The organism is Martelella sp. AD-3 (genome assembly GCF_001578105.1).
In the GTDB taxonomy this organism is placed as follows: Bacteria; Pseudomonadota; Alphaproteobacteria; order Rhizobiales; family Rhizobiaceae; genus Martelella.
Genome location: NZ_CP014275.1, coordinates 1692969 through 1718612 on the forward strand (window position 1 = coordinate 1692969; position 25644 = coordinate 1718612).

General features: G+C 64.1%; 16 protein-coding genes and 2 tRNA genes. 12 read left to right on the forward strand and 6 right to left on the reverse strand.

The genetic code is table 11. The features are described 5' to 3' along the window. Positions 1 to 858, reverse strand: coding sequence for a MurR/RpiR family transcriptional regulator (locus AZF01_RS07835; RefSeq protein WP_024708121.1), 858 nt, complete (start codon positions 856 to 858; stop codon positions 1 to 3). A 272-nt stretch (positions 859 to 1130) separates the two neighbouring features. On the opposite strand from AZF01_RS07835, the gene murQ reads away from it, so the two are divergent. From murQ to AZF01_RS07870, 7 genes are all read left to right on the forward strand, one after another. Continuing rightward, complete coding sequence (gene murQ / locus AZF01_RS07840) at positions 1131 to 2063, forward strand: N-acetylmuramic acid 6-phosphate etherase (RefSeq protein WP_024708122.1); 933 nt, start codon at positions 1131 to 1133, stop codon at positions 2061 to 2063. Between the two features lie 63 nt (positions 2064 to 2126). Further along, on the forward strand, positions 2127 to 3650 hold the full coding sequence (locus AZF01_RS07845; RefSeq protein ID WP_024708123.1) for an ABC transporter substrate-binding protein: 1524 nt from the start codon (positions 2127 to 2129) through the stop codon (positions 3648 to 3650). Positions 3651 to 3683: 33 nt separating this feature from the next. Beyond that, on the forward strand, positions 3684 to 4643 hold the full coding sequence (locus AZF01_RS07850) for an ABC transporter permease (protein WP_024708124.1): 960 nt from the start codon (positions 3684 to 3686) through the stop codon (positions 4641 to 4643). Beyond that, positions 4643 to 5482, forward strand: a complete 840-nt coding sequence (locus tag AZF01_RS07855) for an ABC transporter permease (RefSeq protein ID WP_024708125.1) — start codon at positions 4643 to 4645, stop codon at positions 5480 to 5482. Before AZF01_RS07850 ends, AZF01_RS07855 begins: the two co-directional genes overlap by 1 nt. Continuing rightward, positions 5479 to 7227, forward strand: coding sequence for an ABC transporter ATP-binding protein (locus AZF01_RS07860; protein ID WP_024708126.1), 1749 nt, complete (start codon positions 5479 to 5481; stop codon positions 7225 to 7227). The genes AZF01_RS07855 and AZF01_RS07860 overlap by 4 nt, the downstream gene beginning before the upstream one ends. After that, the gene (locus AZF01_RS07865; protein WP_024708127.1) at positions 7227 to 8240 is read left to right on the forward strand and encodes a serine hydrolase; all 1014 of its coding nucleotides are present in this window, start codon (positions 7227 to 7229) and stop codon (positions 8238 to 8240) included. Before AZF01_RS07860 ends, AZF01_RS07865 begins: the two co-directional genes overlap by 1 nt. Next, positions 8240 to 9367, forward strand: coding sequence for an anhydro-N-acetylmuramic acid kinase (locus AZF01_RS07870; protein ID WP_024708128.1), 1128 nt, complete (start codon positions 8240 to 8242; stop codon positions 9365 to 9367). Before AZF01_RS07865 ends, AZF01_RS07870 begins: the two co-directional genes overlap by 1 nt. A 71-nt stretch (positions 9368 to 9438) precedes the next feature. Here the strand turns inward: AZF01_RS07870 and AZF01_RS07875 are convergent, their stop codons facing one another. From AZF01_RS07875 to AZF01_RS07895, 5 genes are all read right to left on the reverse strand, one after another. Further along, positions 9439 to 9852: an N-acetyltransferase gene (locus AZF01_RS07875; RefSeq protein WP_024708129.1), complete on the reverse strand. Its 414-nt coding sequence runs from the start codon at positions 9850 to 9852 to the stop codon at positions 9439 to 9441. A gap of 114 nt (positions 9853 to 9966) precedes the next feature. Further along, positions 9967 to 10041: transfer RNA gene (locus AZF01_RS07880), tRNA-Asn, on the reverse strand. A 193-nt stretch (positions 10042 to 10234) separates the two neighbouring features. Then, on the reverse strand, positions 10235 to 10906 hold the full coding sequence (locus AZF01_RS07885; RefSeq protein WP_152534525.1) for a hypothetical protein: 672 nt from the start codon (positions 10904 to 10906) through the stop codon (positions 10235 to 10237). Between the two features lie 46 nt (positions 10907 to 10952). Continuing rightward, complete coding sequence (locus AZF01_RS07890; RefSeq protein WP_244435553.1) at positions 10953 to 12953, reverse strand: mechanosensitive ion channel domain-containing protein; 2001 nt, start codon at positions 12951 to 12953, stop codon at positions 10953 to 10955. 140 nt (positions 12954 to 13093) lie between these two features. Further along, positions 13094 to 13531 carry a YqaA family protein gene (locus AZF01_RS07895; protein ID WP_024708132.1) on the reverse strand — a complete coding sequence of 146 codons (438 nt, stop codon included), beginning with the start codon at positions 13529 to 13531 and terminating at the stop codon, positions 13094 to 13096. Between the two features lie 317 nt (positions 13532 to 13848). On the opposite strand from AZF01_RS07895, the gene AZF01_RS07900 reads away from it, so the two are divergent. The 5 genes from AZF01_RS07900 (at position 13849) to AZF01_RS07920 (ending at position 25526) form a co-directional block, all read left to right on the forward strand. Beyond that, positions 13849 to 13922: transfer RNA gene (locus tag AZF01_RS07900), tRNA-Cys, on the forward strand. 348 nt (positions 13923 to 14270) lie between these two features. Continuing rightward, complete coding sequence (locus AZF01_RS07905; protein WP_061449660.1) at positions 14271 to 21050, forward strand: autotransporter outer membrane beta-barrel domain-containing protein; 6780 nt, start codon at positions 14271 to 14273, stop codon at positions 21048 to 21050. A gap of 85 nt (positions 21051 to 21135) precedes the next feature. Continuing rightward, a complete protein-coding gene (locus tag AZF01_RS07910) occupies positions 21136 to 21924 on the forward strand; it encodes an HXXEE domain-containing protein (protein WP_024707977.1) in 789 nt (262 codons plus the stop codon). Positions 21925 to 21928: 4 nt separating this feature from the next. Next, positions 21929 to 24454, forward strand: a complete 2526-nt coding sequence (locus AZF01_RS07915; RefSeq protein WP_152534515.1) for a mechanosensitive ion channel family protein — start codon at positions 21929 to 21931, stop codon at positions 24452 to 24454. 331 nt (positions 24455 to 24785) lie between these two features. Then, complete coding sequence (locus AZF01_RS07920) at positions 24786 to 25526, forward strand: hypothetical protein (protein WP_024707975.1); 741 nt, start codon at positions 24786 to 24788, stop codon at positions 25524 to 25526. Positions 25527 to 25644 lie beyond the last annotated feature (118 nt).

Below are 25644 nucleotides of genomic sequence, written 5' to 3' on the forward strand. Positions count from 1 at the left end.
CTATTTGTCGGCGCCGAGCTTGAGCGCGGTTACCGCCTCGCCGCTGCCGGCGATATAATCGCCGGCATCCTTCTGCCGCTGTAGCAGCAGAATGAACAGGAAATCCGTCAGCATCAGCTGCGCGTCGCGGGCGGTGATGGCGGACGAGCGCACCCGTTCCTCGTCGGCAATCGTGTAGAGCGTGATGTCGGCGCCGCGCGCGACCGGGTTCTGCTGCGGCCCGGTGATCGAAACGACGGTCGCGCCGCGTCTTGCGGCAAGCTCGGCGATCCGCACGGTCTCGATGCTTGTACCCGAATGGGAAAGGGCAAAGAGAACGTCGCCGGTCTTCGAGGCGGAGACATTGGCCATCTGCACATGGCTGTCGGCATCGTGAAGCGCATAGCGGCCGAGCTTCTGCAGTTTGAGGCAGAAGTCGCGCGCCACCAGCGAGGAGGCGCCGACGCCGGCCACATGAATGCGGACGGCAGCGTCGATCAGGTCCATGACGCGGGCGATGTCGCGCTCGTCATTGGCGGCGATGGTCTGCTGCATGGCGTGCATCTTGCTCGAAAGCAGCTTCTGCGCCACCGCCGCCGGACTGTCGCCGAGTTCTATCGTGCTGTGCAGCGCGCCGGGCGGCCGCCAGGCGTGCGCTCTCGCCTTGCTGACGGCGAGTTTCATCTCCTGATAGCCGGAAAAGCCGAATTTCTGGGCGAATTTCACCACGCTCGACTGGCTGCGGCCGGTCCGTTCGGCAAGGCGCGCGGAGGAAAGCCGGAGAACCTCGTCGGGGTTGTCGAGGATGAAGCGGCCGATCTGCCGGTCCGCCGGAGCCAGATTGTCAAGCTGGGCTTCTATCACATTGAGAACGGACACGGTTTTCCTCGGTCAGCCGGTGTAAATGCTGGAATAATAAATTCCTTTTCGCGGAATACAACGGAATGATTGCCAAAGCGTAACGGTTTCGCGGCCTCAGGCAGGCGGGCGCAAGCCCCCACCTCTTCAGCCCAAACCTGCCCGAGCCGATTGGAATAAAATATTCTGAAATGAATTTGACAAATGGAATTTGTGATTATAGCCTTTCCCGAACGCTGCGATGACAAAGAACAAAAATAACGCATCGCGCGGCAGACAAGGGGAATGCATTCATGAATTTGCTGGCCGGCGAGCTTGAAAAACTGGTGTCCGAGGGGCGTAATCCGCGCACGCTCGATCTCGACCTGCTGTCGGCGCGTGAAATCATCGAAAAGATCAATGCCGAGGATGGCGAGGCCGCGATTGCCGTCGGCCGCGAGGCCGACGCCATTGCAAGCGCCGTCGAGCGCATCGTCGAGGCCTTCAATGCCGGCGGCCGGCTTGTCTATATCGGCGCGGGCACGAGCGGGCGGCTTGGCGTTCTCGATGCCTCCGAATGCCCGCCCACCTTTTCCGTTCCCCCCGGCATGGTCGTCGGCCTTATCGCCGGCGGCGAGAAGGCGCTGACCACCGCCGTCGAAGGGGCGGAGGATGATCCGGCGCTGGGCGCTGCCGACCTGAAGGCCATCGGCCTGACGGCACGGGATGTCGTCGTCGGCATCGCGGTCAGCGGGCGCACGCCCTACGTCATCGGGGCCCTGACCTATGCGAAGGAAACCGGTGCGGCGACTGTCGCGCTTTCCTGCAATCCATCTTCCGCCATCGCGGAAATCGCCGATATCTCGATCGCGCCGGTCGTCGGCCCGGAAGTGCTGGCCGGTTCCACAAGGCTGAAATCCGGCACGGCGCAGAAACTCGTCCTCAACATGCTGAGCACGGCGAGCATGGTTCGCATCGGCAAGGTCTACGAGAACCTGATGGTCGATGTGACGGTCTCCAACGCCAAGCTTTACGCGCGCGCCGTTCGCATCGTCATGGAGGCGGCGGACGTTCCGGCCGAAACCGCTGAAAAATTGCTCGAAAAGACGAAAAACGACGTCAAGCTCGCCATCCTCCTGGCGCTGACGGATATGGAATTGCAGGAGGGCCGCGACCTCCTTGATGGGACCGGCGGATTCCTGCGCAAGGCGATCAATCAGAAGACGGCGACAAGCCGCGATAGCTGAAGTCTCTCCGGTGCCGGCAGGAGGCCGCATCGGCAACGCTCAATAATCTCGAGGGAAATGATCATGGGAAAAACCCGTTTCAAGAATCTGGTTTCCGCTGTCGCCGTTGCTGCAGCGCTCGGCGTCGCGGGCGCGGCGGTTCCGGCCGCCGCGGCAACGCTGAATATGGCCTGGTCGCAGGATGCGACCGGTCTCGACCCGCACAAGCAGACGGCTTTTTCGTCGCTGCGCCTGCTGGAGCTCGTCTACGAGCCGTTGGTGCGCACCGATAGCGAACTCAACATCGCGCCGGCGATCGCCACGTCCTGGGAATTCTCGGAAGACGGCCGGACGCTGACCTTCAAGCTCGACCCGGATGCGAAATTCTCCAATGGCGACAAGGTGACGCCGGCGGATGTGAAGGCCTCGTTCGAACGCATCCTGAACGAGGAAACCGGCGCTTCCGCCCGCGCCAACTTCCTCTCCATCGAAAGCATCGACACGCCGGATGACGAGACCGTGGTTTTCAACCTGTCGCAGCCGGATGTGCCGCTGTTGACGGCGATGTCCTCGATCAACGCCGCGATCGTTCCGGCAAGCGCCATCGAAGCGGGCACGATCGGCACGGAAACGCTCGGCTCCGGCCCCTTCGTTCTGACAAGCTGGGAGCCGAACTCCCGCGAGGTGCTCGCCGCCAACGAAAACTGGGCGGGCGGCGAGGTTGGCGTCGACGGCATCAACATTTCGGTCCTGCCCGATGAGACCGCGATCCTCGCGGCGCTGCGCACCAACCAGGTGGATTTCGCGTTGATCAACGATCCGCTGGTCGCCACGCTCGTGCCGAACAATCCGGGCCTGACGCTGACCCGCGAACCGGTGCTGAACTACCATGTGCTGCAACTGAACGCCGATCGCGGGGCGATGACCGAGCAAAAGGTCCGCCAGGCGATCTCCTGCGCGATCGACCGCCAGGACGTGCTCGACGCGGCGCTTCTGGGCGAGGGCAAGGTGACCGGGCCGCTGACCATGCCGGCCTATGCGACCGATCCGTCCGAGCTCTTCTGCTATACGCCCGATCTCGACAGGGCAAAGGCGCTGATGGCCGAGGCCGGCTATGAGGACGGCTTCTCCGCCAAGGTGATGGCGGCGACCGGCGAGCCGCCGACGGCAGCCGCCGAAGCGCAGGTGATCCAGTCGCAGCTCGGCGAAATCGGCATCGACCTCGAAATCGAGATGATGGAACTCAACGTCTATATCGACCGCTGGCTGAAGGGCGATTTCGACATGGCCGTGGCGCTGAACGGCGGACGCACCGACCCCTATACCATGTATAACCGCTACTGGACAAAGGACGGCAACCTCGCCCATGTCGCCCATTACGGCGACGACACGCTCGACAGCCTGATGCAACAAGGCCGCGTCGAGACCGATCCGGCAAAGCGCAAGGACATCTTTGCCGAATTCTCCAAGCACCTTACCGAAGTCTCTCCCTGGATCTGGCTTTACACCGGCTACAGCTATACGGCGGCAAACGACAAGGTGAGCGGTTTTGAGGCCAATCCGACGGGCTCGCTCTTCGGACTTTCCGCTGTCACCGTCAGCGAATAAGCCGAAACAGAGAAGACGGGAGGCGCATACAACATGAACTACCTGACCCGGCGACTGGTGACCTTTCCTGTGGTCATGCTCGGGGTATCCGTCCTCGTCTTCGTTTCGATCCGACTGGTTCCCGGCGATGCCATCACGGCGATGCTGGGAACCGAGGCCGGCCTTTTGACGCCGGCGCAGCGGGCGTCACTGGAAACCTATTTCGGCATGGACCGGAGCTGGTTCGGCCAGTACTGGCACTGGCTCGGCGGCGTGCTGCACGGCAATCTCGGCATCTCGGTCACCTATGGCCGTCCGGTGATGGAGGTTATCCTGCGCGTCTTTCCGCTGACGCTAGAGCTGGCGCTTCTGTCCATGATCGTCGCGCTGGCCGTGGGGCTTCCGGCCGGCATCTATGCCGCCACCCATGCGGAAAGGCCGTCCGATCTCATCGTCCGGATCGTCGCCATGGTCGGCCAGTCGACGCCGAGTTTCGTCGTCGCGTTGCTGGCGATCTATGCGCTATCCGTCTGGTTCGGCGTTCTGCCCGCCATGGGCACGTTCACGCCGCTCTGGCAAGACCCGCTGAAGAACCTCGCGCAGATGATCCTGCCGGCGCTGACGCTCGGCTTTGCCTTCGCCGCCGCCGTTACCCGCATCTCCCGTTCGGCGATGCTCGATATTCTCTCCGACGATTACATCCGCACGGCGCGCGCCAAGGGCGTGCCGGCGCGTTCGGTTATCTGGCACCACGCGCTGCCGAACGCGCTGATCCCGGTGGTGACCGTCTCGGGTGTCGAGTTCGGTTATCTTCTGGGCGGCGCCGTCATCGTCGAACAGGTGTTTGCGCTTCCGGGCCTCGGGCGCACCGTGCTGGAGGCGATCCTGCAGCGTGATTACGCGCTGGTGCAGGGCAGCGTCCTCTTCATCGCCTTCAATTTCATGATCGTCAATCTGCTGGTGGATCTCGCCTATGCGGCGCTCGATCCGCGCATCCGGCTGGGAGGCAAGTAATGCAGCTCCTGCGCTCCATCTTCGCCCATCCGAGCGGCCGCATCGGCGGCACCATCGTCGCGCTTTACGTCATCATTGCGGTGCTCGGCCTTGTCGGGCTCACGCCGCATGATCCGCTGATGCAGTTCCGCATCGACCGGCTGCACGCCCCGAACGCGACCTACTGGATGGGCACCGACCTTCTCGGCCGTGATGTCGCGAGCCGCCTGATGATCGGCATCGCCCAGTCTTTCATCGTCTCCTTCGCCTCCGTGGCGCTGGCGACCGTCGCCGGCATCGTTCTGGGCCTGGCCGCCGCCTGGTTCGGCGCCTACTGGGATGGCGCGATCATGCGGATGATGGATGTGTTGCTGGCCTTTCCGGCGATCCTGCTGGCGCTCCTGATCATCACCATTGTCGGCCCCGGCACATGGACGAGCGTGATGGCGATCGCCTTTGTCTACACGCCGATCTTCACCCGCGTGGTGCGCGGGCCCGCGCTGTCGCTGAAGACCCGCGAATTTGTCGATGCCGCGCGCACCTTCGGTTCGTCGCGCCGCTATATTCTCTCGCGCCACATGCTGCTCAATCTGGTCGCGCCGCTCACCGTGCAGGTGACGCTGGCGCTCGCCTGGGCGCTTCTGACGGAGGCCGGGCTTTCCTTTCTCGGCCTCGGCACCCAACCGCCCAAGGCCTCCCTCGGGCTGATGCTGAGCGAGGCGCGCAACCTGATGGAAATGGCGCCCTGGCTGCTGGTTTTTCCCGCCTTCGCCATCATGATCGGCATTCTCGGCTTCAACCTTCTGGGCGACGCGCTGCGCGATATTCTTGACCCGCGTTCAAGGAGGGCCGAGGCATGAGCCGTCTTCTTTCCGTCTCCGATCTGCATGTGGGCTTCGGCGAGGACCCGGTCGGAAACGAGGTCGTCCACGGCATCGATTTCACGCTCGATGCCGGCGAGACGCTGGCGATCGTCGGCGAAAGCGGCTCGGGCAAGTCCGTCACCGCGCTTTGCCTCAACCGGCTTGTCGATTTCGGCGGAGGCAGGATCACCAAGGGACGGATCGACTTCGCGCTCGGTTCCGGCGAAGTCGCGGACCTTGCCGCTGTGCCCGAGAAGGATTTGGCAAGGATCCGAGGCCGCGAGATCGGCATGATCTTCCAGGAGCCGATGACCTCGCTCAATCCGGTGCACACGATCGGCGAGCAGATTGCCGAAAGCTTCCGCCTGCATCACGGGCTGACCGGCAGACAGGCGATGAACGCGGCGGTCGATGCGTTGAAACGCGTGCGTATTCCCGATGCCGAGCGGCGGCTGAAATACCATCCGCACCAGCTCTCCGGCGGCATGCTGCAGCGTGTGATGATCGCCACGGCGCTCTCCTGCAATCCGCGCCTGCTGATCGCCGACGAGCCGACGACCGCGCTTGATGTGACCGTGCAGGCGCAGATCCTCGCGCTGCTTTCCGAACTGAAGCGCGAAAGCGAGATGGGCCTGATCTTCATCACCCATGATATCGGCCTCGTTGCCGGCATTGCCGACAAGGTGATGGTGATGCAGCAGGGCGAGGCGGTGGAGCAGGGGCCGACCGACGACGTGCTCGACAATCCGCAACACCCCTATACGCAACATCTCCTGAAGGCTGTGCCGCACTTCGACGACGGCCGCGCCGTTCGGACGGATTTCTCGCGTGCGCAGGCTGGAGAGGCCAGACCCGCGCTGACCGTTGAAGACCTGACCGTGCGTTTCCCCGTCACCTCCGGCTTCCTCCGTCGCCAGGGCGGCGCGGTGCATGCGGTCGATGGCGTCGATTTCGATCTGATGCCGGGCGAGACGCTGGGCATTGTCGGTGAAAGCGGTTCCGGAAAATCGACGACGGCGCGCGCCATCATGGGACTGACGGAGCCGACGCGCGGCGCGTTTCATCTGGGCGAAGGGGCAGGCGTGAGCGCTCATGGCGACCCGATCCAGATGGTGTTCCAGAACCCCTATGCCTCGCTCAATCCGCGCCTGCGGGTCGACAGCATCCTGGCCGAACCTGTGATTGCCACCGGCGGGCGGCTGAACGCCGAGACTCGCGCCCGCATGGCCGAACTCCTGGAACGCGTCGGCCTGCCCGAAAACGCGCTCACCCGCTATCCGCATGAGTTCTCCGGCGGCCAGCGCCAGCGCCTCTGCATTGCCCGCGCGCTGATGCTCAAACCTTCCGTCGTGGTGCTGGACGAGGCGGTCTCCGCCCTCGATGTCTCGGTGCAGGCGATGGTGCTGGAGCTTCTGACCGAGCTGCAGCGCGACATGAACCTCTCCTACCTGTTCGTCACCCACGACATGGCCGTGGTCGAGCGCATCGCCCACCGCATCGCCGTGGTCTATGCGGGGCAGATCGTCGAGATCGGCGACGCCGCTTCGGTGCTGTCTTCGCCGAAGCACTCTTACACCAAGCGGCTGATTGCCGCCGTGCCGAGCATCGACCGGCGACGGCAGGAGTATCGGCTTGATACAACCGAAGTGCCCTCGCTGGTGCGCCCGGCGGGCTATGAGCCGCCGAAGGCCGATTGGCTGCGGTTTGGCGACGACCACATGGCGCGGAGGGAAGAGGCGTGATGACCTCGGATTTTTCAGGCCGCTTCGACAGGGCCTTCGCCGCGCTGAAGGCGTCGGTCGACGAAGGCCGCATTCCCGGCGGCGTTCTCGGGCTTGTGGATGGCGAGGGCAGGCGGCTGGCGCAAGCCTGCGGCGTGGCGGCGCTCGAGCCTGAAAAGCGGCCGATGACGACCGAAACATGGTTCGATCTCGCATCGCTCACCAAGGTGATTTTCACGACGGAGCGTATTCTGGCGCTGGCCGGGGAGGGGGCGGTCGACCTTGATGAACCGCTGACCGCCGTCATCCCGGATTTCCGCCAGTATGATCCGAACTGCTGGGAACGGCAGGTCACCTTCCGCCAGTGCCTCGGTCACCAGACGCCCTTTCCGGCGGTCGAACCGATCTATACTTATGGCGGCGATCCGGACCGGCTGCGCGCCTTCGTGCTGCAGCGCGAATGGAAACGGGTCGAAACACCCGTCTATTCCGACATCAATTTCATTCTCCTCGGCATCGCGCTGGAGCGGATTTCCGGCAAGACCGTCCGCGATCTCGATCCGGGGCCGGGCTTTGCCTTTTCCGCCGATCCGGAGAAGACGGCGGCCACCGAGCGCTGCAGCTGGCGCGGACGGGTGATCTGCGGCGCGGTGCATGACGAGAATTGCCACGCGCTTCAGGGCTCCGGCCATGCCGGCCTGTTCGGCACGGTTGATGCCGTGCTTGACCACGCGACCGGTCTTTTGCAGCGCGATGTCGCCGGCGATCCTGTCGTGAAACGGATGCGCGAGCCGCTGTCCGAAAAACGGACCCATGGCTGGGAGCGGCCTTACGAGAACTGGCATGGCGGCGCGCTGTGCTCCGAAGGGACAATCGGCCATACCGGCTTTACCGGCACGTCGCTCTGCGTGGATTTCGCGCGCGGCCATGCCTGGACGCTGCTGACCAACCGCGTGCATCCGAGCCGCCATACGGACAGCGGCATCATGGCGCTGAGGCGGCGCGTCAGCGACCTTATCAACGGAGCGGAATGATGATGCAGGATTTCAAACCCGTCTGGGCCGTCGGTCTGATGACCGGAACCGTGCTTGACGGCAATATCGATGTCGCGCTTCTGAAAACCGACGGCGTCACCGTGGAGGCCTTCGGCGCCTACACGCTCGCCCCCTATCCGCAGGCGACGCGCGACCTGCTGGAGGAAACGCTGGCGGCAGCCCGCGCCTGGAATTTCGAAGGAGCGGAGCCGACGATCTTCACCGAGGCCGAAAAGGTGCTGACGCGGGCGCAATCCGACGCGGTGAAAGCGTTGGTCGAGGCCGAGGGCCTGTCGATGGCCGATATCGGCATTGTCGGCTTTCACGGCCAGTCCGTGCTGCATCGCGCGCCGACGAAGGATCGCCTGGGCGATACCCGCCAGCTGGGCGACGGGGCGCTGATGAGCCGCATCCTCGGCTGCAAGGTGGCCTATGATTTCCGCACCGCGGATGTGCGCGCCGGCGGGCAGGGCGCGCCGCTTTCGGCCGGCTATCACCAGGCGTTGCTGAAAAGCCTCGATACCTCCGGCAAAACGGCGGTGCTCAATCTTGGCGGCGTTGCCAATGTCACCTGGTGGGACGGCGGCGATCGGCTGATTGCCTTCGATACCGGCCCGGCGAATGCGCCGCTCAACGACTTCATGAAGGAAAACGGCCTTGGCGAGATGGATCGCGACGGGGCGCTGGCGCTTTCCGGCACGGTGGACGAGGCGCGGCTGTCGAGACTGCTCGAACATCCTTATCTGGCGGCGCCCTATCCGAAATCGCTTGACCGGTTTGATTTCTCCTCTGCCATGGCCGAGGGACTGGACACCGCAACGGGTGCCGCGACGCTGACGGCCTTTACGGCCGCTGCCGTCGGCAAGGCGCTCGATCTCCTGCCGGTGCGCCCGGAACGTCTCGTCGTCTGCGGCGGCGGCAGGCGCAACCCGGCGATCATGGCGATGCTTCAGACCCGCGCAGGCGTCGAGGCGGTGCCGGCTGAATCCGTCGGCTGGCGCGGCGACGCGATCGAGGCCGAATGCTTCGCCTTTCTTGGCGTGAGGGCCGTGCGCGGCCTTCCCTTCAGCTTTCCGACGACGACAGGCGTGCCCGAGCCGATGAGCGGAGGGCGGGTTACTGGTTGACCGGAGGCCGAAAAAGAGACCTGAAATCAAACATTTGATCTGAAGAGTTCAGGTTTTTTCTGCCCTGTCCGCTACAGTTTTTTCTGCAGGAACACCCGGTCGCGGCCGGCAACAAAATTCTGCATTCGGCCGAATTCGACATAGCCGGCGCGCTGATAGGCCTTGAGCGCCACCGGATTGAAGGTGTCGATGAAGGCGTCGTGGCAACCGCGTGCGCGCGCCGCGTCCTCGGCCGCCGAAAGCATTTTTCCGGCCACGCCTTGCCCGCGCGCGTCCTCGCCCACCCACAGCCGCTGCACGTAGAGCCAGCCCCATGCGGTGAACGCGTTGATGCCGGCGATCACAAGGCCGTCGCCGTCCCGTACGAAGACGGACAGCGGCGTGCGCTCCGCCGGCCCGACGTCGTCATCGTTGAAGCGCGAGAGGTTCTCGTCGACCCGGGCGATATCGTCCGCATCGGGATCGGCTGTGACTGTGATCTGCATGGCGTGCCTTCATGATTCGCATGGTCTTCGGAATGAAGAATACGCCAATTCATTCAGGTGCATAGACAGCCTGTCAGGCGAAACGCTTTAAGTTTTCGGCAAATCAAGAAGAAGTGGCTCCCCGGGTCGGATTCGAACCGACGACCTATCGATTAACAGTCGAGTGCTCTACCGCTGAGCTACCAGGGAATATGCGCGCCACTCGGGCGCTGCGGTGTGAGCGGGTTAATACAAATGCACGGGCGGTTTGCCAAGCCCTTTTTGCAAAAAAATAACATTGTCTTCCGCTTTCGCGCACAAGCCCGGAAGGAGGCCCTTTCCGCTCCGGCCGGCCGGCCGGCTCCCGCGGCCGGAGCGGCGATCGGGAGGGGCCCGCGCGGCCTCAGCCGCGCCGCTGCACCCCGTCGCCCGTTTCGGGGCCGTCGCCGCGCTCGGAACTGTGCATGTCGCGCATTTCGCTCTCGATCCGCCGTCTGGCGCTGCGGGAGCGGATCTGCGTGGCCGAATAGGCGCGGGGCGACAGCAGCAGGTCACCCTCCGTGCGGATGATGTCGAAGCTGCGTTCGGCGGCCACCGGCTGGTCCTCGGAGGTATAGGTCGCAACGACGGTCAGCTTGACGTCGGCGATGTTTTCGAAATCATCGAAACCCTTCGGCGACATCTTGCCGATCAGCGTCCTGAACGAGCCGAGATCGAGATGCTCGCCGGAATCGAGCGGGCCCTGAAACCAGCGCTTGCGCGGATCAGGCGTGCCGTCCTCATCGAAATTGAGGTTGCTCAGGGAATAGCGGAGATTCCTGTCGCCGTCCTCATCCTTCAGGGTGAAATCGAGCAGCACGGCGTCGATATAGATCGGCTTGGCGCTCATATTGGCGACCAGGCAGTGTCCCTCCAGTGTCGGACCGGCGCCGCGATTGATCAGGATCTTCGCGCGCCGGCCCTCGCGAAAACCGCTGAAGATCAGCTGCAGATAGATTGCCCAGATGACGAGCGTGCAGAAGCTCGCAATCGCGCTCAGCGCGCCCGAATTCGCGTTGATCCAGCCCCAGACCATGTCCACTCCCGAAGCACCCGCCGGGCCCCCTGCGGCAGGTCAATGCTTATGTTTCATCGACGGGATAGGCCTTTTCCGCGGGGGCGCTCTTTGACCTCTCCTCGTCACTTTCGTTCTCAACGATGTCGACCGTCTTTCGTTCCGGCAATTGATCACGGGAAAGGTAGACGGTGGAGGAGGGGAAAGCGAAGCCTGCGCCGTTGTTCTCGACCGCTTCGCGGATCGCGATCAGGAGTTCTTCCTGAACCTCGAGGAAGGCGTTGATGTCGGTCGCCGAGATGTTGGCATAGATATCGAACAGAAAGGCGAAGTCGCCATATTCCACGAAGCGCACCCTGAGAGGGCTCTCCAGCACGCTGTCATGCGCCTCGAGCGCCGCACGGATGCCGTCGCGCACCTTCTGCAGGGTCGCGCTGTCGGTCTCGTATCTGACCCCGACCTTGTGGCGGAACAGGAAGACGTCGCGCTGGCTGTAATTGGTGATCTTGTGCTTAACCAGCTCGGCATTGGCGACGATGATCAGCGTGCGGTCGAGCGCGCGGATGCGGGTCGAGCGGATGCCGATTTCCTCGACCGTTCCGGCGGTGTCGGAAAACTGGAAGAAGTCGCCGACGCGCACGATCCTGTCGGCATAAAGAATGAGGCCGCTGATGAAGTTCTCAAGCGTCGGCTGCGCGGCAAGGGCGATGGCCAGGCCGCCGACGCCGAGACCGGCGACGACGCCGTAGATCGGGATGCCGATCCGGGTGGCGCCGTAGCCGAGCACGACGATCGCCACCAGGAAGGAGGCGACCCGGAAGCCGGTGCGCACCAGACTGGCATCAAGGCTGGCGTTGTTGACGGTCGGATTGCGGATCGTCCACATGTAGAGCGTCTGCAGCACCTGGTAGGTGAGCCAGGCCGATGTCGTCCAGATGATGGCGCTGACGACCGTTGTCACGATCTGAAGAAGGTCGCCGGTGATGTTGATCTGCTCCTCGCAGAGATAGTGAAACAGGTTCGCGGCGAGGATCACGAGAAGCGGCGGCGTGAGGCGGCGCGACTGGCGGGCGGCGGGATCGAGCGGAACCGGGCGGCGGTTGTTCCAGCGGCTGTAGAGGGCGATCGCCAGCATCAGCACGACCACGGTGAGCGCGAGCGCGAGCCATTGCCAGTAGGCCTGGCCGCCAAACGTGTTCTGAAGCCAGCCCGGACCGTCCAATATGAACTGATACCATTGCGGCGCGACGAGGTTTCCGGGTGTATAGATGTAGTACTGGTAGAGATCCTCGCCCCTGTCGGCGATGATCGGCAGCGACTGAAGCGCCTCGTAATCATCCGGAATCTCGTCCACTGTCGCCGCGGTGAACAGATACTGGCCGGAATAGGGCCCGTCCTGCATGCGCTCGATGGTGAGGCTTGTGCCGGGGATGATCCATTTGTCCGGAAGGGGGCCGCCGAGCGCGTCCGCCCGGGCATTGGAGCCTGCCGGCAAACCGGGAATATCCTCGAGCGGCGGCAGGTAGATTCGATCGAAGATCTCCTGAAGCTGAAGCACCGTCTCGATGCTGAAACGCTCGCGCGAGGCGGCGGGAACGTCGGAAAGGTCGAAGGTCTGTGCCGCCTTGCCGAGCAGGGACTGGACGAGAACCAGTTGATCCTTCTCTTCCTCCGTCATGAAGAAGTTGTCATTGGCGAAGAATTCGTCGCGCACGCCGAGCCAGAGCTTGTTGGCCGCCTGCATGATGACCAGAAAGCTTTCGAGCGTGGCGCGCGGGCTGCGCGTGTCGGGCGGCGAGATCGGGTTGGTCACAAGCCGCTGATAACGCGATTGCAAGCCCTCATTGTCAGCAGCGTCGCTGATGATCTCCTGAACCAGTTCCGCAGCCGTCGCGTCCTGTTGCTCGTGGGGCGTCGCCGGCGCTTCCTGGGCATAGGCCCTGGTTGCGTAATCGGCCTGGAAGACGGCGAGGAAGGCAAAGAGCAGGGCAAGGGCGAGCATGGCGCATCGGCTGAACGGCACGTTCGAGCGTTGATGCCCGGTTCGGAAAGAATTATCTGAATGCATCGCTTTCTCCGCTGCCTCCTCTGCGCGATTGATCTCTGCCGGATCCTCATTCCGCCGATCCGCAGCCAACCCTACCCGATTTTTTACGTGATTCGTGTCCAGCCAATGTGAATTTGTTGATTTTCCGGCCGCCGGTCTTCTCACGACAGGCCGAGGACCGCCGCTGTCAGCGCGAGATAGCGCCCGACCTTGGCAAGGGTGACAAGGGCGAGGAAGACGGGAAAGGGTTCGCGCAGGGCGCCGGCGACAACGGTCAGCGGATCGCCGATGATCGGGACCCAGCTCAGGAGAAGCGACCATTTGCCGTAGCGGCCGTACCAGGCTTCCGCCCTTTCAAGCGCCCGCGGGCCGACCGGAAACCAGCGCCGGTCGCGAAACCGCGCGATGCCGCGTCCCAGCAGCCAGTTGACGACAGAGCCGAGCACATTGCCGAGCGAGGCGGCGAGCACAAGCGCGAAAACCGGATAGGCTCCCGTCAGCAGCAGTCCGGAAAGCGCCGCCTCCGATTGCATCGGCAGGATGGTCGCGGCGACCAGCGCGCTGGCAAACAGGCCGCCATAGGCAAGCAGGGCGCTCATCCGGGGCCGCCGCTGGCGCTCCGGTCGCGCCGGTTTCGTCTGTCTTCAGCCGTCGGCATGCCTGTGGTTTCCTGCATCGGGTCACGGACGTAGTATTGCCGGAGATCGCAAGTCGCAAGCCTGAAGCCGGCCGGCAAGGCGCGGCGTCTGGACAATGCGGGCAGCGCCGCGTCGCGTGCGCCGAACGCACATGAAGAGTGAGGCGGCTGCCAGGAGCGATACAGGCGCAATTTAGCCGCCATTTTTCGGAGATTCCCCTTGCGCCGAATTGCAAATCATTCTAAACGCCCGCCAACGCTTGCTTTTCAGCGGCGCGGGGCCTCGTGGCGGAGTGGTTACGCAGAGGACTGCAAATCCTTGCACGCCGGTTCGATTCCGGCCGAGGCCTCCATTGCCGTTTTCGGCGCTTCTTTTCCGCAATCACCCGCATCGGCTCCCGGGCCGCGTTCCAACCGTCTCGACTGTTTCCGGTGGTCGCGCGCCGTGCGCGGCAAGACTGATTCCATCACTCGCTTCACGGCGATCCGACGGTCATTCCCTATGACGATGCCCGACGAAAAACAGTGCAACTTTTAGGGGAATTCATCAATTTACGGCAGCCATAAGGCGGCAAAACGCCAGAAAAGGTCCGGGCCCGGACATTTTGCGCCTGTCTAAGAGACGGGAAATCATCAAAAGTGATTCCCGGGCTTTCTCAGAAGATTCCGCAAACCAGAAAATGCGCCCGGGGGGACGAACCATGACCAAAGCTGTCGGCGGCAAGCGCTCCGGGAACGGCAAGGCCGGCAAGCCGGTGCGGACGGGCATGCGAAAACGCTGGATCGCCTCCTCGCTGCTGTTTCAGTCCACAGCGCTTGCCGGCGCGCTTTCCGGCGTTCCGGTGCCGTTTTATTCGCGCGGCTACAGCCGGGTCTATGCGCAGGCGGTCTGCAAACCGGGGTCCACAAGCGGCTACGTCAACAATTCCGGCGCGATCGGCACAACCACTTTCGCCTGCACCATCTCCTCCTCCGGGACCGTGACCGCGCCGCAATATGCCTATGGCGGGGCGATGACCTGGTACCAGTCGAGCAATGTCTACTACAGCCAGTACGACATGCCGCCGGTCCACCCGCAGCAGGGCCTGAACATCACGATCACCAACACCGCGGCGATCGACGTTTCGGCGGAAGCGGATGTCGCCTCGATGATTTCCTTCAGTGCGCCGGGCGGAACGCATTTCTACACCCGGAGGCACTCCGATGCGATCAGCGTCGTCTCCGCGGGCAGCAACGCCTTCCGCAGCGAGGTCAAGGACGCCGACAAATATTCCGGCGGGGCGGGCGGCTCCGTTGCCGTCTACAACAATGCGATCATTCAGAACGCGGCACGCCACGGGATCTATGCCGTCAGCGGCGGCGGCACGGCCTACGCCACCTATGGCGGCAATGCCGGCGCGGTCACTGTGGGCACCACCGCCGATATCTCGGCGAACGGTTTCGGCATCGTCGCCATCAGTCGCGGCGGCGCGACCTGGGCGCTGACCGGCGGTTCGGGCAATACCGCCACCGTAACGGTGTCGGGCGACGTCAATACGATCGCCTCGACCAAGGCGGGCGGCGGCATCCTCGCAGCCTCCTACGGCGGCAACAGCCCGAACAATATTTCCTGGAACCGCATGGAAGGCGGTACTGGCGGCCTTGCAGGCAAGGCAACCGTCACGCTCGGCTCCGACGATGCCGCCTTTGCCGGCACGGTGTCGACGGTCGCCGCCGGCAAGATCGGGAACGACTGGACCTTCACCAAGCGCGAAAGCGGCGCCGCGGTTTCCGCCATCAGCTATGGCGGGCAGGGCCCGGTCAACACCAACGGCTCCGGCGGCGGCTATGACGGCGGCGATGGCGGCAAGGCCTCCGTGACGGTCTACGGCGCATCCGGCACCACGATCAAGACCTCCGGAGACGATTCGGCAGGCATCGTTGCGGCCAGCTATGGCGGCTCCAGCCTCGACTATTATGACGCCTCGAAAAAGGGCGGCGCGGCGGGCGCTGTCTATGCGAAGCTCTCCGGCGGCGGTTCGATTGCCACGGCGGGCGCGCATTCGAGCGGCATTCAGGCCACTTCGCTGGGCGGGCTGGGCCAGGTTGCCTCGACGGCGACGACGACGCAGAACGGCAAGGGCGGCACCGGCGGCAGCGTCTACGTCAAGAGCGACTTCGCGATCACCACCAGGGGTGATCATTCCCACGGCATCGCGGCAATCTCGTCCGGGGCGGGCGGCGGCGTCTATGTCTGGGACGGCAATGGCGGGTTCCAGTGGGGCGACGCCAATATCGCGTCGAACACAAGCGGAGAAGTCACCGTCAAGAATTATGGGGCAATCGAGGTTTACGGCGTCGATTCCCACGGCATCGTGGCGATGTCGATCGGCGGCGGCGGCGGGCTTCTGACATCGAGCGGCGAGATCGCCACGCAGTCTTACAGCTATTATTCGGCGGTGACCAATTCCGCTTCGCAACAGGTCGGCGGCGCGTCAAGCGGCGCCTATGCGGCAGGCGTCACGGTGACCAACAAGGCGGCGGTCACCACCCATGGCGGATATGCGGCGGGCAAGACCGGCACGCAGAGTTCAGGCGATGTTCCGCTGGGCGGCGGCATCGCCATTCTGGCCCAATCGATTGGCGGCGGCGGCGGCGACAACACCGGCTCGGGCGCGATCGGCGGCATTGGCGGAAGCGGCAAGTCCGGCGGCAACGGCTCTAACGGCGGCACGGTTCTGGTCAACAGCTACGGCGCGCTCACCACCTATGGCGCGGATGCGCACGGCATCGTCGCCCAGTCGATCGGCGGCGGCGGCGGCACGGGCCGCAACAAGAGCGGGCTTTTCGTCGCTGTCGGCGGCAATGGCGGCAATGGCGGCGACGGCAACGCAGTGACGGTGAACGCGGGCGCGAACATTACGGCGTCGGGCGATTATGCCGCCGGCATTCTCGCCCAGTCGATCGGTGGCGGCGGCGGTTCCGGCGGCAAGGCGACGGCCTGGGGCATCGGTTTTTCCGATGCGATCGGCGGCAATGGCGGCTACGGCGGCTCCGGCGGCCTGGTCAAGTTGAAGACGCTTGCGGGCACGACGGTCAAGACGGGCGGCGTTAACGGTCTCGGCATTCTCGCCCAGTCGATCGGCGGCGGCGGCGGTTCTGGCGGCGCTGCGAAATCCGTTTCGTTCGGCAAGACCTTCGACATCGCGATCGCGACCGGCGGCAATGGCGCGGGCGGCGGCAGCGGCGGGGAAGCGGAGATCAATCACTACGGCGCCGTTTCGACATCCGGTTATGATGCGACCGGGATCCTGATCCAGTCGATCGGCGGCGGCGGCGGCTCCGGTGGCGCGTCCAGCGCCCACGCGCTCGCCTTCGGTCTGCCCTTTGACGAGAAGGGCGACAGTTTCGCCCTGGCGATGTCGGTCTCCCACGGCGGCAATGGCGGGGCGGGCGGCGACGGCGGATCCGCGACGGCGGTGCTGAAGGACAAGAGCGCCGTCACGACGACCGGGGACGGTTCGCTCGGCCTCCACGTGCAGTCGATCGGCGGCGGCGGCGGCCAGGGCGGCGATTCGACGGCGGCGGCGGGAACGGCGACGCTGCAGAGCGCCTTCGGCAAGCTGACCGGCGGAGAAGCGGAGCTTCAGAAGAAGCTTGAAGGGGATTCCGTCACAGCGACGCTCACCTTCTCGCTCGGCGGCGGCGGCGGTGCGGCCGGAAGCGGCGGCAAGGCCTATGCGCATAATTACGGGACCATCACCACCAGCGGCGATTTTGCCGACGGCATGCTGGTGCAATCGATCGGCGGCGGCGGCGGCCAGGGCGGAACCGGCGAGACCGACGGCATCGACTATTTCGGCAGTTCCACCTTCAACCTGTCGCTGTCTATCGGCGGCGAGGCCGGCGGCGGCAGCGACGGCGGGTCGGCCTATGGCGGTGTCGCCGGCGGCGGCGCGGTCAGGACCTACGGCGCGAATTCGACCGGCTTGTTCGTCCACTCCGTCGGCGGCGGCGGCGGCAAGGGCGGCGGCGGAACCGGCAATGTCGATGCTGACAACAAGCTCGAAGTCGGCATCGGCGCCACCGGCGGCGAGGGTGGCGATGGCGGCAGCGTCTATGCCTGGAACAACGGCACGATCCTGACCAAGGGCGATTCCTCGGCCGGCCTGATTGCCCAGTCGATCGGCGGCGGCGGCGGGCAGGGGGGCTCCGGCACCAGCTCCATCGGCCACGCCTTCGAATTCGAGAAGGAAACCAAGGTCAAGTTCTCCGACTGGGTCAAGGCCCATCCCTCCTTCGATGTCGGCGTGACGCTATCGGCCAATACCGGGGCTTCCGGCGGCGATGGCGGTTACGGCGGCAATGTCTATGTGGGCGTCGACAAGAAGGGCTCGTCGCAGTCAAAGGGCACGACCAAGACCTATGGCTCGTTTTCCCATGGGGTTCTGGCGCAGTCGATCGGCGGCGGCGGCGGCGCGGTCTCGACGTCGTCCAGCGCCAACAGCGTCACGGTGTCCGGACCGGAAGCCGACCTCGATATCTCGACGATCTCCTTCGGCGCAACCGGCGGCGCGGCCGGCGACGGCGGCCATGTCACGGTCTATGCCGCGAATATCTACACTGAGGGCTTTGCCGCCAACGGCGTGATCGCCCAGTCGCTTGGCGGCGGCGGCGGACATGCGATCCAGACCGGCTATGCCATGGACAAGGTCTCGATCAAGTTCGGGGCGCAGGGCCAATCCGACGGCACGCGCAATGGCGGCAATGTGCTGGTGGAGACGATCGGAGGGACAAAGATTGTCACTTCCGGCGACAACGCCAACGGCATCCTCGGCCAGTCGATCGGCGGCGGCGGCGGTTTCGCCGGCGTCGCGCTCGGCACCTACAATGCGGTGAATGACGAAAGCATCTCCAGCATCATCAACTCCACCTTTGGCGGCGGCAGCGATAACGGCGACGCCGACGGGCAGGACGTCACCGTCAACCATTACGGTTCGATCAACACGTCCGGCAAACGCTCCATCGGTATTGCGGGTCAATCCATCGGCGGCGGCGGCGGTTTCCTGACGGCTGCGGCCAACAATTTCGACCAGTCCGGCTTCGTGCAGAAGCAGGCGCCTTCCAGCGCCCACAACGTCGATATCACGGTCAAGGACAATGCCTCGATCGTCACCTCTGGCGATGGCGCTTTCGGCATCCTCGCCCAAACGGTCTCCGGCGGCGGCGGCGTTTCGGCCGATCTTGCCCAGAAGCTGAATGCTTCCTACCGTTCCTATGGTGAGTTGTTCGCCAGCAGCGATTACTACTACGACAGCAGCTCAGGGAATGCCGACCAGACGGGCTATGTCACTGTGACCGTCGATGGCAGCGTCAAGACCAGCGGCAAATATGCCCACGGCATTGTTGCCCAGGCCGTCGGCGGCTCCGGCGGTATTTTTATCCAAAACGGCAAGACATATGCGGGCACGCTTGCCAATTTCAACAACCGGCATGATCCGACGGTTGCCGGCAACTACCAGAACGGCAAGCTGGAAGTCACGGTCAACGGAAGCGTCACGGTTTCCGACCCGACCGCCTGGGGCGTTTGGGGACAGGCGACCGGCCCGGCGATGTCTCTGACGATCGGCGGCGGCGGGGTCCTTTCCGGCTCGACGGCTGCGGCCAGCAATGGCGAATATAGCGGCGGCGCGATCTATTCCTCCGGCGGACGCGGCACCGCCATCACGCATACCAATTCCGGCACGGTGACCGGCAATATCGTTCATCACAAGTTCACAACCTCCGCATCGGCAGCTGATGGCGTGGTGCGGACGGCGGCGCGCGCCGGTTCCAGCCTGTTCGTCAACCAGGGCACCGGCACGTTCGTGACCGGTCATATCGCCGATGCCGGCAGCATTCTGAATGCCGGCAACATCAATCCGGGCGGGGCGTGGAACACGATCCGGACGCGGGTGACCGGAGACCTGCTCGGCGTCGGCACGAAAGATGCGGGCAGCGCCTATGACGTTGCCGAGCTCGGCCTTTCGACCACCTTCTCGCCCTTCAGCTATTTCGACCGGAGCAACCGGATCGACTGGCGCACCGAAAATTCGAGCAAGGGCGGCCTCCTGACCGGGCTTGACGTGGATATGGAGAACGGCACGGCCGATACGCTTCTGGTGGAAGGCGATTTCGCCGGCACCTGGGGCGTCGATGTCAATGCCAACGCTCTGCTGCCAAACACGCGCACAGAGTTCCTGAAGGCCGAGGGCATGGATACGGCCGAACTCACGGCGCTTTCCTCCCTGGTCTTCGATTTTACCGATGTGACAAAATCGGCCGAGGGCTGGCACGGGTTCTCCGTCGCCGATGCGCATTTTGCCGATAACGGCGTGTCGCTTGGCAGGAATGCGGGCGGCGTCTCGCGGGCGATGCAGCAGGCCTGGGACAGGATCGCGGACGGCAGCGCGACGGAAGTGAAATTCGCCGAGGACGAAATCTCGCTCGGCGCGGCCTTCGGCGCGTTCCATCAGGCCGATCCCGACACATTCGACGACATGCTGCTGGAGCTTGCCTCGCAGACGGCGGCCGCCCCTCTGGCGAACTCGCCGTCAGCGGCGATCGCGGCTGCCAACAGCGTGCTGTCCTGCCCGGCCTTTGCCACAACCGGCGTGATGATGGACGAGGGCACGTGCGTGTGGAGCCGCGCGCTTGGCGGCGAGACCACGCAAGGACAGCACGGCGATTCATCGGGCTATACCCAGTCCGTCGGCGGATTGCAGTTCGGCGGGCAGGCGGCGCTTGCAGACGGCTGGTTCCTCGGCTCGGGCCTCACCTACGAGAACAGTTGGTTCCGCAACAAGAGCGGTTCTGAAAAGATGGAGCAGCAATCCTTCACCGGCGCGGTGGCGCTGAAGAAGGAGGCCGGCCCCTGGCTCTTCGGCTTCGTTGGCGGTGCGGGTTACAACTGGGGTGATTCCAAACGCTACATCAATCTCGACACGCTGACGGCCACCGCGCACGGCGAACCGGATTCGGCGATGGTCTTCGCCCGCGCCCGCGCCTCCTACGAATTCGCCTTCGGCGACGAGTATTACATGCGTCCCAAGGTCGATCTCGACGTCATCAACATGCATCAGTTCGGCTATACCGAGACCGGCGCCGGGGCGATGAACCTGATGGTCGACGGCAATTCGGATACGGCTTTCGGCGTCACCCCGGGGATCGAGTTCGGCGCGCGGATCCCGTTCCTTGAGGACTGGCCGGCGCGGCTCTACGGCGATCTCGGCATTTCGTTCCTGACGGCCGATAGCTGGGAAACGACATCGCGCTTTGCCGGTCTATCGTCGATGGACAGTTTCTCCACCTTCACCCCGATCGCCGACACGGTTGGCCATGTCACACTCGGGCTGGACCTTGCCAAGCGGCAGGGCATGGAGCTGAAATTCCAGTATGACGGCGCGTTTGCAGATGACTACCAGTCGCATACCGGCTCGATCAGGTTCGGCTACCGGTTCTGACCGGCTTCCGCCGCGGCGGAGCTTGCCATAATTTCAGGCATCGCTAACCTCGGGTTAAGCGGGGGAATCGCGGCGGAGGCAGGGCATGGCGGAAAATCGGGCGTTCATCTTTCTGGCCATGGCCTTCGCCATGCTGTGGCTGCCGCTCGGCCAGCACGGTTTTCTGCTGACCGGCTGGATGAAGCTCGGCACCTTCATGGCGCCGTTCCTGCTCTTCTTCGCTTTTGCCTTTTCCGACAGGCCCTTGCGGTTCTCCGACGATGACATCGGTCTCTATGCGCTGATCCTGTGGATCGCCTATATCATTCACCAGTTCGAGGAGCACTGGGTCGATCTCTTCGGCCAGGTCTATGCCTTCAAACCCTATGTCAACATGGTGCTTCTCGACCTGATGCGGGCCCCGGCCGGCACGCCGCCGCCGCTCACCGATGCCGGGGTTTTCGTCATCAACACATCGCTGGTCTGGCTTGTGGCCGCGCTTGCGATCCTGAGCGCGCGCCATCACCTGTTCCCGGCGCTTTGCATGGTGTCGATCGTCCTGGTGAACGCCGTCAGCCATGTCGGCATGGCGATCATCCAGGGCGGTTACAATCCGGGCCTGTTGACGGCGATCGTCCTGTTCTTCCCGCTTTCGCTCGCGGTCTATCACCGGCTTCTGAAGGCCGGCATCGCCAGCCGGCGCGAGGTTGCAGCCAGCATCTTCTGGGGCGTGATCGCCCATATCATCATGTTTGCCGGTCTTCTGGCGACCGGCTATTTCCAACTCATTCCGGAAATCGTCTATTTTGCTCTTCTCGTGATCTGGTCGGTCGTGCCCTGTCTTGTCCTGCGCAACGGTCCGCCCGGAGCGATCGCGAAACCGGTGGGGGGCTGAGGTCTTGGCGCAGAAGTCAACGGAAAAGGCACACGGGAGCGTTGACGGATGCTTTTCGTCGCGCGCCTGTTTGCCCATCGTCCTCGCGCTCCTGATCGTTCTTGTCGCGGGCTTTTCGGCGTTGGCCAGCGCCGCGCCCGCCTCATGGACCGGCGCCTGGGATTCGCGCTGGTTCGATGGCGGCGCGCGTGTCTACATGCAGCAGGACGGCACGCATGTCACCGGGCGCTACCCGGCCTATAACGGCAGGCTCGAAGGCGAGGCCGAGGGCAGGCGGCTTGTCGGGACATGGACGACGCCGAAGGGCAGCGGATCCTTCGAGTTCATCCTTTCGGAGGACGGCAGCAGCTTTGTCGGGCGGCTCGGCAACAAGCAATGGTGGACGGGCGCACGGATCAGCACTGATCATGACCAGGCCCTTCGCGCCTTTCAGTCCTCGCCCTCCGAGACGCTGCGCACCTTCCTGATCGCCGCCGAGGCGGTGGAAAGCGGGCGGCTGGAATACCAGGACGACCTCCTCTCCATGCTGATCTTTCCGGAGGGCGGGCGGGAGAACCATGCCCGCGAACTGGCGCCGCTCGTGCTTCTCCTAGACCAGTTCACCGTCGATCCGGACATTTTCGAGACGAAGGCGCCGGAGGCCGATGAGGCCGAGCTCGTGCTGACGCGCTTTGACGGCAGGACGCTGCCATTGCAGTTCCGCCGCGTCGGGGCGGACTGGTTCATGGTGGCGCCGCCGGCCGACTCTGTCAAAGCTCTGTTCTCCGACATCGCGGCGAACGCGCAAAGCGGCGGCTACAAGGGCGGCGGCCGTTTCGAAGGCTCGACGCCGCGCGCCGCCATGGAGAGCTTCGTTGACGCCATGCGCGCCGGCCCCGCCATGCAGGACACCGCGATTGCAGCGCTCGATCTTTCCGAGATGCCGACGGTGGTGCGCGACCGCCAGTCGGTGCTTGTCGCTGAATATCTGAACGAGGTGATCGCCCGGATCGGCGAGGTCGTGTTCCAGGAAATTCCCAATGATCCCGGTTCGCTGGAGCCCTTTGTCTATTTTACCCACCCGGCCGGCGATATCGTGCTGGCCCCGACCGAGACGGATGACGGTGTGGAATGGAAGTTCACGCCCGAAACCGTGCGGTCCGTGCGCGGGCTTTATGCGGCGACGGAAAACCTGCCGCCATCCGTCCGGGTTCTGCCCTATGACGCCCATTCGAAGGCGCCGTATTTCAGGATCCGCGCGATTGTCGCCGGGGCGGCGCCCGCGGCGCTGCAGCCGGTCGGCCCGCTGGAGGCCTGGCAATGGGCCGGCCTTGTCGCCATTTTCATCGTCGCCGTTGTCGCCGCCCTTGTTGTCGGACTTCTCCTTTCGGTTGCCGCGCGGCTTGGCCATCCGACGGCGAAGGCGGCGAGCAGCCGCGCCTTTGCGATCTGGGGATTTCGCCTTCTCGCCTTCGGCGTCATCAACTATCTCGGCTTCGCCATTCTTGGCCTGCCCTCCGAGTTCGGCAGCGCGATCAAGTCGATGGCGGTCCTGATGATGATCGCGGGCGCGATCCCGGTCGAGTTCTGGATTGTCGACCGGCTGTATAATGCCGTCGATCGCACCGGCCTGATCAATTCGCGCGGGGCGATCCTTGCATCGCTTCTGGTGGGCCTGGTCAAGGTTCTCCTGGTCTGCGCCAATATCCTGCTCTTTGCCGATGCGCTGTCCATTCCCTACGGCGCGGCCGTCGCGGGCCTCGGCATTTCCGGCATTGTGATCGCCTTTGCCGCGCGTTCGACGCTGGAGAACGTGATCTCGGCCTTTATCCTGTTCGTCGACCGGCCCGTCGACGTCAACGATCTCGGCCGTTTCGACGGTCGGATCGGAACGATCGAGCATATAGGGCTCAGGGCAACCGTCATCCGCACGCTGGATCGCACGCTGCTGACCATTCCGAATTCCGATTTCATCTCCGACAGCATCGAGAACTTCACGCGTCGCGACAGTGTGCTGATGCGCCGGCGCTTTGCCCTTAGGCCGGAGACCGGCCGGGACCAGTTGCGCTATCTCTTGACCGAAATCCGGCGCATGCTGATCGCGCATCCCAAGGTCCTGCCGGATCCGGCGCGCGTGCGCCTTCTCGGGATCAGCGAGAACCGAATCGAATACGAAATCTTCGCCTATATCCGCACCGTCGATTATTCTGACTTTCTCGCCATCCAGGAAGACGTGATTCTGCGGATGATGGATATCGTCGAAAAGTCCGGGAGCGAATTCGCATCTCCGGCCCGCACCCTCTATCTAGCGCGTGATCGCGGCATCGACGCCGACAAGGGCGAGGCTGCCGAACAGGCGGTGGCAGGCTGGCGCGACGAGGGAAAGCTTCCGTTCCCGAACCTCGCGGCGAGCGAGGTTTCCGCTCTCAGGGACACGCTCGACTTCCCGCCCGAAGGGGCCCCGCCCGAGGATGAGCAGTACAACCCCTCCGGCCCCGCGGAAAAGGGACGGGAAAGGCGTTTCGGGCTGTTCCGTTTTCGCAGGCAGTGAAAAGGGGCGGGCGCAAGGTCCGCGTCCTCTCCAACGGGGTCCTGTCAATGCCGTAAGCGCCTTTCTTCTGTAATCGTTTAAGAAGTGATTGCGCTGTCATGAATTCTGCAAGGTCTGAAGCAGCTTTGCCCGGATATTTTTCTTCAGAAATATATTCCTGAAATCATATGCCTGTTGCGAATACCTGCCTTTCCAGGAACCTTTTTCCGTTGGCAGCCGTTCAACTGTCACGCGGCCGAGAGGAGCCGCAGCAAAGGCCTATGATACTTGGGAATGGGAGCCGTCGTTTCAGGGTGCGCCTGAATACCGCGCGGTCCGCAAGGAGGAAAACATGTTTGCATTCAGTCATAAATCGAAACTGCTGGCCGGTGTCGTGTTTGCGGGCGCAATTGCCCTTTCGGGCGCCGGACCGGCAAGCGCGCTCGATGTCAGCATCGGCGGCGAGAACGGCATCAATACCAGCGTCGACGTCGGTCAGAACGCGGACGGCGGCGTCGGCGCCGATGTCGGCGCAAGCGTCGGCGGCGACAATGGCGTCAACGCCGATGCCGGCGCCGATGTCGGGGGCGGTCAGGCCGTCGATGCGGGTGTCGATGCCAGCGTCGGCGGCGACAGTGGCGTCAATGCGAGCGCCAATGCCGATGTCGGCGGCAGCTCCGGGATCGGCGCGGACGTGGATGCCAGCGTCGGCGGTTCTTCCGGCGTCAACGCCTCGGCCGACGCCAATGTCGGCGGCGGTTCGGGCATCGGCGCGGATGTCGATGTCGGCATCGGCGGTTCGGATGACGGCGGCGCGCCCGGCGGCCCGATAGGCGGCGGCGACGGCGACAACGGCGGCGACAACGGCGGCGGCAGCGGAGGCAATGGCGGCGGTACAGGCGGCAGCGGCACGGCCGGCGGCGGCGAAATGCCATCCGGCCGGGACGACCAGCGCCTGGTGACGGCTTTCGACCAGCTCTCGGGCGACGAACAGCAGGTGGTGCGCCGCCAGTGCGGCAGCGTGATGCGCACGCCTGACAACTACGATCAGGGTCTCCAGCGTCTGTGCAATCTGGTGCATGAATTCCGCTGACAATCGGATCTTGAGATGCGAACCATCGGGAAGGGCGCGAGCGACGCGCCCTTTTTCATGTCAGCATTTCGCAGTCAGGTGGAAACACCGGCCATCCGCGAAAATGCGCCAAAACACA